Below are 15,836 nucleotides of genomic sequence, written 5' to 3'. Positions count from 1 at the left end.
GGCCGTCAGTCCCGGTCGCCGGTGCAGATCCCGTTCTCCCAGGCCCAGGCGGCGATCTCGACCCGGTTGCGGGCGGCGAGCTTGCGCTGGACGTTGCCGAGGTGGGTCTTGACCGTGGACAGCGTGACGTAGAGCTCGGCGGCCAGTTCCTCGTTGGTACGGCCGCGCGCGACCAGGCGTACGACGTCGAGTTCACGCTGGGTCAGGGGCTCGACCAGCCCGCCCGGCCCGGCCTTTGCGGTACGGACCGGGCGGTCCTCGAAGGTGGCCGGCCGGCTGCGATGCGGTGCCATGTGCGCGAGCAGACGGACGGTCACCGAAGGGGAGATCAGCGAGTTTCCGGCCGCCGCCGCTCGTACCGCTTCGGTGAGCAGGCCGGGTGCGCCGTCCTTGAGGAGGAAGCCGCAGGCGCCGTTGCGGAGGGCGCGGTAGACGTATTCATCGAGGTCGAAGGTCGTGGCGATGAGGACGTTCAAGGGGTCTTTGACGCCCGGCCCGGCGAGGAGGCGGGTGGCTTCCAGGCCGTCCAGCTCGGGCATGCGGATGTCCAGGAGGCAGACGTCGGGCCGTAGCCGCCGGGCCTGGTCGAGCGCCGTGGCCCCGTCCGCCGCCTCCGCGACGACCTGTATGTCCGGCTGGGAGTCGAGGATCATGCGGAACGCGGCACGGACCATCTCCTGGTCGTCGGCGATGAGCACCCGGATCGTCATGCCGGACATGATCGCAGGCGGCGCGCCGGCCATCAGCCGGCGGAGGACTCGGGGTCCAGGGGCAGGACGGCCAGGACGCGCCAGCCGCTGCCGTCCTGCGGCTCGGCGGTGATGCGCCCGCCGAGCCCCTCGGCCCGCTCGGCGAGACCGATCAGGCCGTAGCCGCTCCCGGCCGCCTTCTCACGGACGGTCGGGATGCCGCCCCTGCCGTCGTCGGTCACCGAGACCTCCAGCCGGTCCGGGGCACCGGGCAGCGCCTCGACCCGCACCTCGACCCGAGTGGCCCCGGCCGCGTGCTTGCGGACGTTGGTCAGTGCCTCCTGCACCACGCGGTGAACCGTGGTGGTGACCTCGGGAGGGAGGCGGCGTTCGGCGAGCCGCGGGTCGAGAGTCAGGGCCGCGGGCGGTCCCGCCGCGGAGAACTCCTGCGTGAGGTCGCGCAGCCCGCCCAGGTCGCCCGTGGGACGGATGGCGGCGGGTGCGGTGGTGTCCCGAAGCTCGGAGACCATGGCGCGCATCGACCCCATCGCCTGCGATCCGGCCCGCTCGATCTCGGCGAGCATCCGGTCCAGGTCCTCGGGGGTCTGGGAATGGCCGGCCGCGGCCGCGAAGCGCGCGGCCTTGGCCTGCGCGACGATCGCCGTGACGTGGTGCGCCACGAAGTCGTGCAACTCCCGTGCCTGTTCCAGGCGTTGGGCCTGCCGGACGGCCTCGCGTTCCCGTTCGCGCAGGGTGTCCCACAGGCGCAGACACCAACCGAGCACCACCATGAACGGCACCGCGAGCACAGCGATCGCAGCGATCAGGGCGTTGAGGTTGTTGCCCCACTCGGCAAGCCGCAAGGGCAGAAGGACGGCGGCGAGAGCCGGTCCCGCGCCCAACACGAGCGCCTTCCAGGGAGGTTGGCGCCGCACGGCACGGGTGATCAGCAGCAGCAGTGCGCACAGCTCCACCAGACCCGGGGTGTTCTCGGGACGGTGGGGCAGCTGCGTCTCCATCACGGTCAGGGCGCACGAGGCAACCGTGGCGAGTACGACCTGCCGTGCGAACAGCCGTTCCGGCACGACCAGGGCGGCCAGGCACAGCACCCCGGAAGCTGCCGTCGCCGCAGCCAGCGGCAGGTACGGCGCGTTCAGCCCCTCCAGCACCACGAGGACGACCAGGGCAGCGCCGACGAGGCTCAAGAGGGCTTGCTGGGTACGGGAACGAGCCCGGAGCGCGGAGATCATGGCAGGTCACGCTACGACAGCGCGGTGCGCGCCACGTCAGCCTTTCGACCGAGGGAGAGTGCGGCCGCTTCGGCAATCCGGTGGATCCGCCGCACCCGCACCACGCCGAAAGATCGACCCCAGGGGCGCCCCGGTGACCGCCGGCCGCGCCCCTCCCCCGCCCTTCGGCCCAGTCGCCATTCCCCGAGCAGTCATCCAGGAGCGATGCAATGAACCAGAGGATGGACGCCCTGTCGTCCCCCGGGAGGCCGGGCGCGGTGGTCGCCGCCGCCGACGGTCTGACCAAGGTCTACGGCGAGGGCGAGACCCGCGTCATGGCGCTCGCCGGGGTGTCGGCCCGCTTCCTGCGCGGCGAATTCACCGCGATCATGGGGCCCTCCGGCTCCGGCAAGTCCACGTTCATGCACTGTCTGGCCGGACTGGACACCCCCACGTCCGGTACGGCGCGCCTCGGCGACACCGACCTGGGCTCGCTGAACGACGTCCAGCTGACCAAGGTCCGGCGCGAGCGCATCGGCTTCGTCTTCCAGGCGTTCAACCTGCTGCCCACCCTCACCGCCTGGGAGAACATCACCCTGCCGGGCGACCTGGCCGGGCGCACCCCCGACCAGGAGTGGCTGACGAACCTGATCGACATCTTGGGGCTGGCGGACCGCCTCGGTCACCGCCCCGCCCAGCTGTCCGGCGGCCAGCAGCAGCGGGTCGCCTGTGCCAGGGCCCTGGCCACCCGGCCGGCGATCGTCTTCGCCGATGAGCCCACCGGCAACCTCGACTCCCGGGCTGGGGCCGAGATCCTGTCGTTCCTGCGCTCCTCCGCAAAGGAGTTGGGCCAGACGATCGTGATGGTCACCCACGACCCGGTCGCCGCGGCGCACGCCGACCGTGCCCTCTTCCTGGCCGACGGAAGCCTCGTCCACGAGATGCCGGACCCGACCGCGGCCGGGGTGCTGGAACAGATGAAGGCATTCGACGCCTCGCAGCGAGTGAGCTGACCGCGATGACCCACCCACCGATCCCCTCCCGAAGGCCGTCGATGTTCCGCGCCGCTGTCCGCACCCTGCGCTCCCACCGCCTCCGTTTCGCGATGCCCGCTCTCGCCGTGCTGCTGGGCGTGGCATTCGTGACCGGAACGCTGATCTACAGCGAGTCCGTCAGTACGGCCGTGGCGCGCGCACGGGCCAACTCCCAACCCGATGTCTCCGTTGAGATCACACCGGACCGCTCCGCCCCTTCGCGTCCCGCGGACTCCTCCGGCGGTACCCCCCGCCTCGACGACGCACTGCTGCGGCGGCTGGGCGCGCTGCCCGGGGCGGCCGCGGCCCGTGGCGCCGTGGAGGGCCGCTCCTTCCTCGCCGGGGCCGACGGCACCCTGGTCGGCGATCTGAATCAGGCCGCGGGCATCAATTACGTTCCCGGCCGTACGGGCAAGGACCCCCGTTACCCGCTCACGGCGGGCCGCGGGCCCCGTGCCACCGGAGAGGTCGCCGTCGACAAGCAGGCCGCCGAGCGGGCCGGGCGCCGGGTGGGTGACCGGGTGCGCATCGTCGTCAACGGCACCGCCCAAAGCGCCCGGTTGGTCGGCATCTTCACCGCCCAGGACAGCCGCTCGGCGGCCGGCGGCACGCTCATCGCCTTCGACACCCGCACCGCGCAGAAGCAGTTCGCCCCCGCCCCGGGCAGTTACACGGCGATCACCCTGGCCGCGGCCGACGGCACGACGGAGGACCAACTCGCCGCACAGGCACAGAAGTTGCTGCCTTCCGGACTGCGGGCCGTGACACGAGCGGACCTGGACGCCGAAGCAGCGGCCGCCACCTCCGACGATCAGAAGCTCACCGGACTGCTGCTGAGCTTCGCCGGCATCGCCCTGTTCGTCGCCACCCTCCTGGTCGCCAACACCTTCACCATGCTCAGTGCGGCCCGTGCCCGCGAACATGCCCTGCTGCGCGCGGTCGGCGCCACCAGGAAGTACGTGCTGCGGCTGGTCCTGGCCGAAGCCGTCCTCGTCGGAACGGTCGCCTCGGTCGCGGGATATGTGTTGGGCATCGGGGTCGCGGCGCTGCTGAGCAGGCTGTTCGGTGTCACCGGAGGGCCGAGCGCCCCGTTGCGCCTCTTCTCCGGCACACCGCTCATCGCGGCGTTCGCGGTCGGCGTCGGCGTCACCGTACTGTCGGCGTACCTGCCGGCCCGCCGGGCGGCGGCCGTACCGCCCGTGGCGGCGCTGCGCACCAGCGAGCCTCCCACCGCCGCCGCACTGCGCCGCCGCAACCTGGTCGGCCTGGCCGTGACCGCGTTCGGAGCCCTGCTGGTCGCTGCCGCCGTCGGCAGCCAGAACGTCCTCTTCATCGCCGTACCCGTCCTCCTGATCGGACTGATCGTCCTCACCCCGCTGCTCGCCCTGGGCGTCACCGGGCTGCTGCGCTCCCCGCTGACCCGGCTGGCAGGCATCCGCGGCAAGCTCGCCGTGGAGAACGCCCGCCGCAATCCACGGCGAACGGCGGCCACCGCGACCACCCTCATGGTCGGTCTCGCGGTGATCACCGCCGTCACCGTGGTCGTCACCTCGGTGAGCCGCATGGACGAGCAGGACGCCGACCGCTCCATGACCTCGGAGCTGCGCATCACAGCCGTCGACTTCGCCGAGATCGGCGACGACACCGCCGCCCGCGTGGCACGGCTCGCGGACGCCGAGGCCGTCACCCCGGTCGTCCACACGTTCTTCGACGTCTCCGGCGGCACCTCCCTGCCGGCGAACGCCGTCAACCCCGCCACGGTGCAACGCCTGGCGGCAGTCACCGTCCGAGAGGGCTCGCTGGACCGACTCGACCACGGCATCGCCGTCACCGAAGAGACGGCCACCGACCAGGGCTGGCGGCTCGGCTCCCGCGTCACCGCGACGCTCAACGACTCGGGCACGAAGACCACCCTGCCCGTCGTGGCGATCTACAACGGCTCCAACGCCCTGGCTCCCGTCCTTCTCTCCGACCGGACACTGCCGCCCACCGCGGACACCGAGCGCCGGCCGCGTGTCGGATCCGTCCTGGTCAACGCCGCCCACGGCCGCACGGCCGCGCTCCGTCAGGAGATCCGGCGCACGCTGGACAACCCCGCGCTCCTCGTACAGGACCGCACCGATGCAAGGGCGGCAGCCGCTGCCAGGACCGGCCCGTTCCTGAACATCATGTACGCCATGCTCAGCGTCACCGTGCTGATCGGGGCCCTCGGACTGGTCAACACCATGGGCATGGCCGTCTTCGAACGCGTCCGGGAGATCGGCGTACTGCGGGCCCTCGGCCTGGACCGCCGAGGCATCGGCTCCGTCCTGCGGCTCGAATCGGTCACCATCTCCCTCCTCGGCTCCGCACTGGGTCTCCTCGCCGGCAGCGCGATCGGCGCGGCGGCCGTCGCCGGCCAGGAAAGCGTCCCCCTCGTCATCCCGTGGGACCGTGCGGTCCTCTTCTTCCTCGCCACCGCCGCGACCGGCGTCCTCGCCTCCCTCTGGCCGGGGCGCCAGGCCGCGAGGATCCCGATGCTGAAGGCCATCACGACAGACACCGAATGACGGAGGGATGGCTACGGCGGCCGGGTCGACTTGCCCGTCGACCCGGCCGCCGTTGCCGACATCCGCTCAGCCGCTGCGATTACTTCTTCGCGGGGGCCAGATCGGTTCCCTCGACCTGCTTGGCGAGGTGGGGGCGCTTCTTGATCAGGTCGGCGGCGATCGGGTCCCGGAAGTACTTCTTGTACAGCTTGACGTAGGTGCCGTCGTCGATCATCGCGTCGATCTGGGCGTCGATGTCCTTGAGGAGCTTCGGGTCGCCGTTCTTGCGCAGCGGGAAGGCGCTCCCTTGAAGGCTGTCCTGCTCGACCGCTATGCGTACGGGCTGCTTCTTGACGTATGCGTCGGCGTCGGCGCCACCGAGGACGATCGCCTCGACGCCGCCGGAGAGCAGCTGGGAGATCAGCGCCGTCTGATCCTTGAACTGCACGAGCTTCGCCTTCGGCATCTTCTTGGCGATGAAGGCCTCCTGGACCGCGCCGCTGACGACGCCGACCCGCTTGCCGTCGAAGTCCGAGAGGTGCGTCTCCTTGCCGCTCTTCTTGGTCACCACGGAGGTGAAGCCCCAGTAGTACGGGGTGGTGAAGGAGACCTGCTTGGCGCGCTCAGGAGTGGCGCCCACACCTGCGACGCCGATGTCGTACTGCCCTGCGGACAGCCCCGCGAGGATGCCCTGCAGGCTCGTGGTCTTGTACTGGACCTTCACATCGAGGCGCTTGGCGGCCTCGTTCATCAGGTCGACGGCGAAGCCGGTGGGGTTGCCGGAGCCGTCGGTCATCGCGAAGGGCGGCTGCTCGGCCTGGGTGCCGGCGGTGATCACTCCGTTCTGTACCAGCTTGTACGGGGCAGTTGCCGCCTTCGCCGAGCTGCTGCCGCCGCCGCAGGCGGTGAGGGGGAGCAGCATCGTGGCCGCGGCGCCGGCGAGAAGTGATCTGCGCAGGGTGCTGTGCATGGGAGGGGCTCCTGTAGGGGGACGGCGTTGGTACGGGGGACGGCGTTCAGAGGACCTGGGAGAGGAACTGGCGCAGCCGGGGGTGGTCGGCGCGTTCGAAGATCCGGTCGGGGGTGTCGATCTCGGCGAGGCGGCCGTCGCACATGAAGGCGACGCGGTCGGCGGCCTCCCGGGCGAAGCCCATTTCGTGGGTGACGACGGCCATGGTCATGCCGCCCGATGCGAGGTCCCGCATCACGGCGAGCACGTCCTTGACCAGTTCGGGGTCGAGCGCGGAGGTGGCCTCGTCGAAGAGCATCACCTCGGGCTCCATGGCGAGCGCGCGGGCGATGGCGACGCGCTGCTGCTGGCCGCCGGACAGTTGGGCGGGCCGCCGGTCGGCGAAGGCGGCGAGGCCGACCTCCGTCAGGCGGCGCAGCGCGCGCTGCCGGGCCTGCTCGCGGTCCATGCCCTTGACCGCGGTCAGAGCGAGGCTCACATTGCGCTCGACGCTCATGTGCGGGAAGAGGTTGAAGTGCTGGAAGACCATGCCGATGCGGGCACGGGCGGCGTCGACGTCGGCCCGCGCGGCCGTCAGACAGGTCTCGCCGAGCCAGATCTCGCCGGAGTCGGGGGTCTCCAGGAGGTTGAGGCACTTCAGGAGGGTGGACTTGCCGGAGCCGGAGGGACCGATCAGGCAGAGGGTCTCGCCGGCGCGTACGTCGAGGGTGATGCCGCGCAGCACGGTGTGGCTGCCGTAGCTCTTGCTGAGACCGGTGACCCGCAGCGCGGCGGGGGTGGCCGGGGCCTTGGTCATGGCGGTCATGCCTGCCCTCCTGCGGTGGCCGATACGGGGGTCGGGGGGACGTCCGCGTCGGCGACGGCCCGCGGGTTGCCGTCCTTCGGGCCTTCGCGCAGCCGCTTGTCGAGATGGTTGACGACGTACGTCAGCGGGATGGTCAGGCAGAGGTAGCACAGGCCGGCGGCGATCAGCGGGGAGGAGTTGTAGGTGCGGGCGACCTCCTCCTGCGCGATGAAGTACAGCTCGCGCTGCCCGGCGGCGAGGCCGAGGAGGTACACCAGCGAACTCTCCTTGATGTCCTTGACGAACTGACCGGCCATCGCCGGCAGCACACGCCGGATGCCCTGCGGCACCACGACCAGGCGCATCGCCTTGAGATAGCTCAGGCCGAGGCTGCGGGCCGCCTGGAGCTGGCCGGGGTCGACGCTCTGGATGCCGGAGCGGAAGATCTCCGCGGTGTACGCGCCGGAGATGATGCCGATCGCGAGGATGGCGTAGCCGAACGGGTCGGTGCCGAAGGGGCGGATGCCGGCGGCGGGCAGGCCCACGCCGATCAGCATGACCGTGATGATCACGGGCAGGCCGCGGAAGATGTCGACGTACAGCCGGGCGGGGAGCCGTATCCACCAGCGGTTCGACAGCAGCAGCAGGGCCGCCAGCAGGGCGATGACGATGCCGACGACGATCGCACCGGCCGCGATGACGAGGGTGTTGAGCAGCCCCTCGGTGATCAGCCGGGGGAACGTCTGGGCGATCAGATCCCCGTTGAAGAACGTGTTGACCAGGGCATTGGACGCCAGGTCCGGCGGGGAGGAAGGGTCCATCACGACTCCTGACAGCGAGCGAGGGCGGAAGCGGGCACGGATGCGTGGAACTCCTCGCGCACCGAGGTAAGGAATTCCGGGTCGCCGAGAAGGTCCAGGACCAGAGCGGCGAGGGCGGTCGCGATGGTTTCCGTCGTGGCGTGGGCTTCCGGCGTACGGGCTGCCTCGCGCATCTGCGCGGAATGCCCGGGAGTCCCGCGGGGGCAGATCTGCACGTACGGATGGATCACGGGCATTTTCACGGACACATTACCGATGTCCGAGGAACCTGCCGGATTCGCGGGGGACGGCGGCTCCAGGTCCAGGCCGAGGCCGGCGGCGTGGACGGCGAGCCGGTCGGCCATCGTCATGTTGTTGTTGCGCTCGGTGTAACGGGGTGCGGTCTCGGTGTGTTCGACCGTGGTACCGGTGGCCAGTGCGGCGCCCTCGGCAGCGGCCAGTACCCGGACCAGCAGCTCGTCCAGGGCCGCGGAGGTGGCCTCGCGTACGTAGAGATCCAGCTCGGCGCGCTCGGGCACGACGTTGGGGGCGTCGCCCCCGTGTGTCACGATGCCGTGCACACGGGCGGTCGGCGGGACGAACTGCCGCATCGAGTCGACCGCCGTGAGAAACAGCTGTGCGGCGGCGGCTGCGGAGCGGCCGTCCCAGGGCGCCTTGGCGGCATGGGCGGCGACGCCGTGGAAGGTCAGCCGCAGGTGGCTGGCGGCCAGTGCATGCCGGGCCCGCAGGCTGCGGTCGGCCGGATGGAACATCACCGCCGCGTCCACGCCCGCAAAGACGCCGCGCTCCAGCATGAGGATCTTGCCTCCGCCGCCCTCCTCACCCGGGGTGCCGATCACCTTCAGCATCCCGGCGTGGCCGGGCCGGACGGCGACCGCGGCGAGAGCGGCGATCAGGCCACCGGCCGCAATGAGGTTGTGGCCGCAGCCGTGACCGATGCCGGGCAGCGCGTCGTACTCCAGCAGCACCGCGATCGTCGGGCCGTCCGCGGCACCCCGGTGGGTGGCGGTGAAAGCGGTCGGTAGGTCCGCGACTCCTTTGTCCACCTCGAAGCCTGCCGCGGCAAGACGGTCGGTGAGCTGCTCGACGGCGTAATACTCCGCGAACCGGGTCTCCGGCATGGCGTGCAGCATGAGACTCAGCTCCTTCAGCGCAGGCCGGTGCTCGCACACGACGGCACGCAAATCGGGGACAAGGGAATGCATGGACGCTCCGAGTGGTGCGACGTTCTGGGGTTGCCGGAACGCTAGGAGCTGCCCGTACGGCTTCGACTATGGTTACCGCACTCGCGGTAAGCGACCGAGGTGCGGCAAGGGACAGGAGGCGGCGATGAGCGTGGTCCTGATGCTTGCCGGAGCGGCCCCGTCCCGCATGGTCGTCGGCGCCTCGCCGCTGGCCGAGCTGACGGCGGCGCTCCACGCCTACACGGAAGCCGAGCACCACCCCGCGACGATCCGCTGGGCCCGCAGCCTGGACGCCGAAGGGCCCGGAAGCGGTGGCCCTGCCCGGGACGAGGGGGCGGTCGCGGCGCTGCCCGCGGGGCTTCGGCAGCGGATCATGGGCTGGGCCCCGCTGTGGGCCTCCTACCGCGCCCGGTACCTGCTGCCCCTGCGCGCGGCGGCAGACCGCCCGCTCGACGCCGAACTGGCCGATATCGCGGACCTGCCGCTCCCGCGCTTCGCCGAGCTCACCGGCTATGCGGTGCGCGGCGGCAACTCCGGGGCCCCGCTGGACCGGGTGCTGCACGACTCCACGCAGCGGGACGACCTGCTGGCCGCGGCCGAGCTGCGCTCCACGGCGCGAGCCGAGCTCGCCCGGCGGCTGCTCGACGCTCCCGACGAACTGCGCTCGGACCTGCTCGCCCTGCTGTCCCAGGCAGCCCAGGCCCTGGAGCCGGACCTGACGCGGGCCGCTCGTACGATCGCCACCCATGTGCCCCGGCTCCGCGCGGCCATCGAACGCAGCGGCCCCGGCCAGGCACTGGCCGGACTGGACCCCTCGGCCTCATACCGCAGCGGGCCACCGCGGGTCGTCTTCGACAAGTTCCACCACGGCATCGTGAACGTCGCCACCACACGGCTTCTCGTGGTGCCTTCGGTCTTCGGCCGCCCCCATGTCCTGGTCAAGCACGAGCCGGGACCGGTGGCCGTCATCCAGTACCCGCCGCTCACGGACGGCGCCGCACAGCCCAACTACGCGGATGTCCACCGCCGACTCGAAGTCCTCCGCGACCCCGGCCGTCAGCGCATCGCCCGGGCCATCGCACGCGAACCCCTCACCCCCTCGGACCTGGCCGCCCGCAGCGGCATGACCCTCCCCCAGGTATCCCGCCACCTCGCCCGGCTGCGCCAGGCGGGCCTGGTGACGGTCGACCGTGCCGGCCGCCGTGCGTACTACCAACTGAGTCTGGAGCCGGTGCGCCGCATCGGCGATGATCTGCTCGCCGCACTCTTCCGCTGACGTCGGGGCAAGGGAGACGGGTGGCACGCGTTCAGTTGCTTTCCTTCCCATGGTTCTGACCTGTCGGCGCTGGCGGACGGCGGGGGGCGAGGGGGCGGCGGGCGGCGGGCGGCGGGCGGCGGGCGGCGGGCGGGCCGAGCAACACCCCCAGCCCCCATGGGGGTTCCACCCTCCCGAACCCGCCCTCTCCCCCGTTCCCCCCTCCCCCCGTTCCCCGCACCGCTAGTCAGCCCGAACCCGTGTCACCCCGTCCTGGCGAGTGCCGGTCGGGCGGTCGGGCCATCGGCCCGTCCCTTCTCGTAGACGGTGAGTCCCCGCGCCAGGTGGAGCGGCACCAGCAGCAGCTCCACGATGAGGGCCTTCCAGGCGTAGACGAGGTTGACGGCCTTGGTCGCGTAGACGCAGGGGATGTTCAACAGCACTCCCGGCAGCGGGAGTTTGCGGCGACGGGCGGCGTAGAGGAGAGGTGGTGTCGTCAGCAGGAGTTCGGCGCCGGCCCACCAGAGGAAGGCGAGTGCGGGTGGCTGATCGGTGGTTGCGGCGATGACGAACGGGGTCGCCCACCACAGCGGTGCGGTGAGGATCTCCAGGAGGGCCAGCAGTACCCAGACCGCCAGCAGTGGTTTGTGGACGATCAGGCCACCGAGGTGGAGCCGGACGTTCTGGCAGAAGCCGGCCATCCAGCGCCAGACCTGTTTGCGGAGGTAGGTGAGGTCTTCCGGGTCGGCGGCGAGGGCCACGGCGTCGGAGACGTAGACCGCACGTCTGCCCGCGATCTGCTGGGACCACGTGAAATCCATGTCCTCCACGATGGTTCGTTCGGGGAAGCCGCCGAAGGCCATCAGATCGTCGCGCCGGAAGACGGAGCAGCAACCCGAGCAGACCATGGGGCTGTTGGCGCGGGCCTGGATGGGGCGGTGCCAGTGGAAGCCGAAGAGATACTCGGTGGAGCGTCCGCGCTCCCAGAGCGTACGGGTGTGGCGGGTGCGGACCGTGCCTGCCGCGACGGCGACACCGGGGTCCTCGAAGACGGGAACGACGGTCTCGATGTAGTCCGGCGCCAGGACGGTGTCCGCGTCGACGGCCAGAACGAGGTCGGTGGTGCACTGCGGCAGGGCGAAGTTCTGCGCCCTGGCCTTGCTGCCCAAATTGCGCGGCGGGCGCAGTACGGTCACGCCGTGTGCGGCCGCCACCTCGCCCGTACGGTCCGTGGAAGCGTCGTCCACGACCAGGATCCGGTCAGGTCGGACGGTTTGCCGTGCGAGGGACTCCAGCGTGGCCGGCAGTCCCTCCTCCTCGTTGTGAGCGGGCACGATGACGGTGATGGTGTGCAACTCGATCTCCCCCTGTCTTGCGGATCGCGCCGGCTACGACCATGACCAGTCCGATCACGCCGTAGACAATGGTGCTGATGCCGATGAACGGCAGTCCTCCGTGCATGTCACCGACGGTAGTGACATGTCGCGAGGGATGGTTCCGGAGGCTTCCTCCTGTGGATAACTCAGCGTCGGGGGCGCCGGGTTGGGGGTGACGGGAGGTCAATGAGCGGGTCGGCGGGGCCAGACGGACCGTCGTCCGGAGCTCGGTTGCGCCCGCCGCCGGGGGAACCCACCCCCGCACACGACAACGCCGGCCGTCGCGCCCCGTGGGGGCGGGCGCGACGGCCGGCACGTGGAGCTGAGGCGGCGAGTGGTTACTCGACGACCTTCAGCAGCTTGTTGGGCGTGCCCTTGGCCGGATTCGTGATCTTCCCGGCTGTGGCGCCGTCGGTCAGGGCCTTCTCCACGTCCGCCGGCTTGGCGTCCTTGTGACCGGCCAGGTAGACCGCGGCGGCGCCGACGACATGCGGGGTCGCCATGGAGGTGCCGGAGATGGTCTTCGTGGCGTCGTCGCCGGTGTTCCAGTCCGAGGTGATGTCGGAACCGGGCGCGTAAAGGTCCACCGCGCTACCGAAGTTGGAGAAGTCGGACTGCTGGTCGTCCTTGGTGCTGGAGGCCACCGTGATGGCTTCCTTCACCCGCGCCGGAGAGCTCTGGCCCGCGTCGGAGGACTCGTTGCCGGCCGCGACACCGAAGGTGACACCGGCGTCGATGGCCTTCTTCACGGCCGCGTCCAGCGCCTCGTCCACGCCGCCGCCGAGCGACATGTTGGCGACCGAGGGGCCCTTGTGGTTCTTGGTGACCCAGTCGATGCCCGCGACGACCTGCTCGGTGGTGCCGGAGCCCTGACCGTCGAGGACCTTGACCCCAACGACCTTGGCCTTCTTGGCGACACCGTGCTCGGTACCGGCGATGGTGCCCGCGACATGTGTGCCGTGCCCGTTGTCGTCCTCGGCCTTGTCGCTCTTGTCGATGGCGTTGAAGCCGTACGACGCACGGCCGCCGAAGTCCTTGTGGCTGATGTGGATGCCGGTGTCGATGACGTACGCGGTGACGCCCGCGCCCGCACTGTCGGGGTAGTTGTACTTCTTGTCGCCCTTGGCGTCCGCCTGGTCGATGCGGTCCAGGCCCCACGACGGCGGGTTGGCCTGGCTGCCGTCGATGTGGAACTTCTTGTTCTGGACGACCTTGTCGACGGCCGGGTCGGCGGCGAGGCGCTTGGCCTCCTCGTCGCTCAGCCCGGATGTGGAGAAGCCGTCGATGGCGGAGGAAAAGTTCCGCTTGACCTTGCCGCCGTACTTGGCGGCGAGGTCGCCGCTCTCGGCAGTACGGATCGACTTCTTCAGCATGACGATGTAGCTGCCGTTGACGGCGCCCTTGGCCTCGGCTCCGTAGATCTTTCCTTCGGCGGCAGGGGACGCCCCCGCGGTGACCGCGGTGACGGTTGCGATACCAGTGGCGGCAACCGCGGCGCCTATCGCCGTGACGAGCCGCTTCTTGCTGGAACGCTTGTGAGCCATTGCGAGGGTTCTCCTCGTTCGTGGTGTGGGGGGAAAGCGTTGCGCAATAGCCCGAGGAGACCGGAAGATCTGCGTCGGACTGGCTCGAAACCCTGTCTGATTGATCAGTCCGATTTCAAGGCCAGCCCGGTCGTGTGAGATAAGCAACAACCCGACCAAAAAGGGAAAGGTTTCAGAAGTGGTCAAAAGTATCGGGGAGTTGAAGCCGAGGGACTCAACTCCGTTTACATGAATGCAATGGACGTAGTTGAAAGTGACGCGAACGGCGCCTGGGGAGGGTGGAGTTGGGGTCCGGGCGACCGGTGCGGGGCGATGCAAGGAAGGGGACGCCGTAGATCCGGCCGCCGACCGTGCCGGTTTCCCAGCTGCGCCGGGGGATGCCGCGCCGGAGGCGGGACGGATTACCGGCCGGATTGCGCGACCGGATTTACCGGGTGGGGTGCCGACTGGATTGTCGGTGGATTGCTGACCGGATCACCGGCCGTTTTGGCAGGTGGATCCGCCCGCCCGTGAGGCCTCCCGAACCGCCGGTAGGCCTCCGGAACCATCGGGAGGACCTGCGACACTGGTCGCGTTCCCGCACCGCAGGAGGCATCCGATGACCGCACCGAGCTCCGCCGCCTTCACGGAGGCGCGCGCCCGGGACGTGCTGGCCGCGGCCGGGCGGCCCGATGCGGCGGCGGACGCCGAGCTGCTCGCGCTCGGCGAGAACGCCGTCTTCGCCCTCGGTGACCACGGGCCGGTCGTGCGGGTGGGCCGCAGCGCCGAACTCCTGGAGCGGGCCGAGCGGGAATTGGGCGTAGCGCAGTGGCTGGCGGCCGAGGGTGTGCCTGCCGTACGGGCTGCGGAGCCGGTGGCCACCCTGGTCGAGGGGCATCCCGTCACCTACTGGCAGCGGCTGCCGGCGGCCGTCCGCCCCGCCTCGCCCGACGATCTGGCCGCGCTGCTGAAGCTGGTCCACTCGCTGCCGAAGCCGCCGTTCGCACTCCCCCGGCGCGCGCTGCTCGGTGGTGTCGAGCGCTGGCTGCGGCTGGCCGGCGATGCCGTGTCGGCCGCGGACGCGGAGTATCTGCGCGGGCGGCGGGACGCGTTCGCGGCCGCCGCCTCGGCGCTGGAGCCGCGGCTGCCCCGGGGACCCATCCATGGCGATGCGCTGCCCCGCAATGTGCACATCGGGCCCGACGGACCGGTGCTGGTCGATCTGGAGACCTTCTCCTGCGATCTGCGGGAACACGACCTGGTCGTGATGGCGCTGAGCCGGGACCGCTATGGCCTGTCCCCGGAGGCCTACGACACCTTTGTGTCCGCCTACGGCTGGGACGTACGGGACTGGGAGGGCTGCGCCGTGCTGCGCGGGGCGCGGGAGACGGCGAGCTGCGCCTGGGTGTCCCAGCACGCACCCGGGAACCCCGCGGCACGCACGGAATTCCGGCGCCGGATCGCCTCGCTGCGCGACAAGGACGCGACGGTGCGGTGGTACCCCTTCTGAGCCGGGGAAGCCGGGTGACCCGGGAAGCCGGGCGCTCCGGCCGGGTCGTACGCCGGACAGCAGCGGCAGCGCTCAGACGCCGGCCTGGTACGGGATCAGCGGCCAGGCCGGCTCGACTATCGCCCGCGGGTCTCCGGAGCGCCGCAAATACTCCTGGAACGAGGCGGCTTGTTCGGCGGCCGCCTGCTCCTGAAGGGCGTGCAGCGCCCGCGGCGACGGGAGGGCGACGGCCGGATACTTCTCCCCGATGCGCCGGGCGACCCCGGCCGCGGCGGCGGCATCGGCACCCGCTTCGTGGGCGCCGTCGAGCCGGACGCCGTAGTGACCGCAGAGCGCCTGCAGGGCGCGCTTCCCCTTGCGATAGCGGTCCACGTGCTTGTCCAGGACGAGGGGGTCGATGACCGGCGCGGGGGGATGTCCGAGTCGTTCGGTCAGGGTCGGCAGGCCGTGGCGCCGGCACTCGCGGTCCAGCAGCGAGAGGTCGTAGCGGGCGTTCATCACCACCAGCGGGATGTCCGCGCGCAGGGCCTCGGCCAGCGCCTCGGTGATTTCCGCTATGGCGTCCGCCGGTGGGCGCCCGTGTTCTTGGACATATGCGGTCGAAATGCCGTGAATGGCCGCGGCTTCCTCGGGAATCGGCACCCCCGGATCGAGCAGCCAGGTCAGCTTCTCGGCGGCCCGGCCGTCCCCCTCCAGCCGGATCAGGGCGGCGGTGACGATGCGGTCCTGCTCGACGTCGGTGCCTGTGGTCTCCAGGTCGAAGCTGACCAGCAGCTCCTGATGCCAGCTCATGCGGCCTCCTTCGGTGGTACTTCCCCCGTGCCCGGTCACTCTCGCACGCACCACTGACAATCGACCGGCCACCCGTCGCCCCGCAGCGGCCCCCGGCCCCGCGGCGCAGCTCCGGCCCGGCCGACCGACCGCCCCGAACCG

At 70.9% G+C, this 15,836-nt stretch carries 13 protein-coding genes; 4 read left to right on the top strand and 9 right to left on the bottom strand.

Annotated features, from left to right (window positions below):
- Positions 1-5 precede the first annotated feature (5 nt).
- Positions 6-719 (bottom strand): response regulator transcription factor, encoded by a 714-nt coding sequence (locus BKA18_RS29180; RefSeq protein WP_429638713.1) that lies wholly within the window; start codon positions 717-719, stop codon positions 6-8.
- A 23-nt stretch (positions 720-742) separates the two neighbouring features.
- The gene (locus BKA18_RS29175) at positions 743-1,939 is read right to left on the bottom strand and encodes a sensor histidine kinase (RefSeq protein WP_366045733.1); all 1,197 of its coding nucleotides are present in this window, start codon (positions 1,937-1,939) and stop codon (positions 743-745) included.
- Positions 1,940-2,160: 221 nt separating this feature from the next.
- On the opposite strand from BKA18_RS29175, the gene BKA18_RS29170 reads away from it, so the two are divergent.
- Both BKA18_RS29170 and BKA18_RS29165 read left to right on the top strand, forming a co-directional pair.
- Complete coding sequence (locus BKA18_RS29170) at positions 2,161-2,931, top strand: ABC transporter ATP-binding protein (protein ID WP_366045883.1); 771 nt, start codon at positions 2,161-2,163, stop codon at positions 2,929-2,931.
- A gap of 5 nt (positions 2,932-2,936) precedes the next feature.
- A complete protein-coding gene (locus BKA18_RS29165) occupies positions 2,937-5,501 on the top strand; it encodes an ABC transporter permease (protein ID WP_366045732.1) in 2,565 nt (854 codons plus the stop codon).
- Positions 5,502-5,580: 79 nt separating this feature from the next.
- On the opposite strand, the gene BKA18_RS29160 is transcribed toward BKA18_RS29165, so the two are convergent.
- From BKA18_RS29160 to BKA18_RS29145, 4 genes are read right to left on the bottom strand one after another with little or no spacing between them, the layout of a single operon-like run.
- Positions 5,581-6,450 carry a substrate-binding periplasmic protein gene (locus BKA18_RS29160; RefSeq protein ID WP_366045731.1) on the bottom strand — a complete coding sequence of 290 codons (870 nt, stop codon included), beginning with the start codon at positions 6,448-6,450 and terminating at the stop codon, positions 5,581-5,583.
- A 46-nt stretch (positions 6,451-6,496) separates the two neighbouring features.
- Positions 6,497-7,255 (bottom strand): amino acid ABC transporter ATP-binding protein, encoded by a 759-nt coding sequence (locus BKA18_RS29155; protein ID WP_366045730.1) that lies wholly within the window; start codon positions 7,253-7,255, stop codon positions 6,497-6,499.
- Positions 7,252-8,055, bottom strand: coding sequence for an amino acid ABC transporter permease (locus BKA18_RS29150; RefSeq protein ID WP_366045729.1), 804 nt, complete (start codon positions 8,053-8,055; stop codon positions 7,252-7,254). The genes BKA18_RS29155 and BKA18_RS29150 overlap by 4 nt, the downstream gene beginning before the upstream one ends.
- Positions 8,055-9,188, bottom strand: coding sequence for an amidohydrolase (locus BKA18_RS29145; protein WP_366045728.1), 1,134 nt, complete (start codon positions 9,186-9,188; stop codon positions 8,055-8,057). The genes BKA18_RS29150 and BKA18_RS29145 overlap by 1 nt, the downstream gene beginning before the upstream one ends.
- Positions 9,189-9,384: 196 nt before the next feature.
- Here BKA18_RS29145 and BKA18_RS29140 point away from each other — a divergent pair, with 196 nt between their 5' ends.
- Positions 9,385-10,515 carry an ArsR/SmtB family transcription factor gene (locus tag BKA18_RS29140; protein ID WP_366045727.1) on the top strand — a complete coding sequence of 377 codons (1,131 nt, stop codon included), beginning with the start codon at positions 9,385-9,387 and terminating at the stop codon, positions 10,513-10,515.
- A 242-nt stretch (positions 10,516-10,757) separates the two neighbouring features.
- Here BKA18_RS29140 and BKA18_RS29135 read toward each other — a convergent pair whose 3' ends face one another.
- Both BKA18_RS29135 and BKA18_RS29130 read right to left on the bottom strand, forming a co-directional pair.
- Entirely contained in the window at positions 10,758-11,849 is a 1,092-nt protein-coding gene (locus tag BKA18_RS29135) for a glycosyltransferase family 2 protein (RefSeq protein ID WP_366045726.1), read from the bottom strand.
- Positions 11,850-12,208: 359 nt separating this feature from the next.
- Positions 12,209-13,414, bottom strand: a complete 1,206-nt coding sequence (locus BKA18_RS29130; protein WP_366045725.1) for a S8 family peptidase — start codon at positions 13,412-13,414, stop codon at positions 12,209-12,211.
- A 598-nt stretch (positions 13,415-14,012) separates the two neighbouring features.
- Here BKA18_RS29130 and BKA18_RS29125 point away from each other — a divergent pair.
- Positions 14,013-14,903, top strand: coding sequence for an aminoglycoside phosphotransferase family protein (locus tag BKA18_RS29125; RefSeq protein WP_366045724.1), 891 nt, complete (start codon positions 14,013-14,015; stop codon positions 14,901-14,903).
- 72 nt (positions 14,904-14,975) lie between these two features.
- Here the strand turns inward: BKA18_RS29125 and BKA18_RS29120 are convergent, their stop codons facing one another.
- Entirely contained in the window at positions 14,976-15,695 is a 720-nt protein-coding gene (locus BKA18_RS29120) for a 3'-5' exonuclease (protein ID WP_366045723.1), read from the bottom strand.
- Between the last annotated feature and the right edge of the window lie 141 nt (positions 15,696-15,836).

This window comes from Streptomyces auratus, from assembly GCF_050433025.1.
Taxonomy (GTDB): Bacteria; Actinomycetota; Actinomycetes; order Streptomycetales; family Streptomycetaceae; genus Streptomyces; species Streptomyces sioyaensis.
This window is presented reverse-complemented; position numbering and strand designations above follow the sequence as displayed.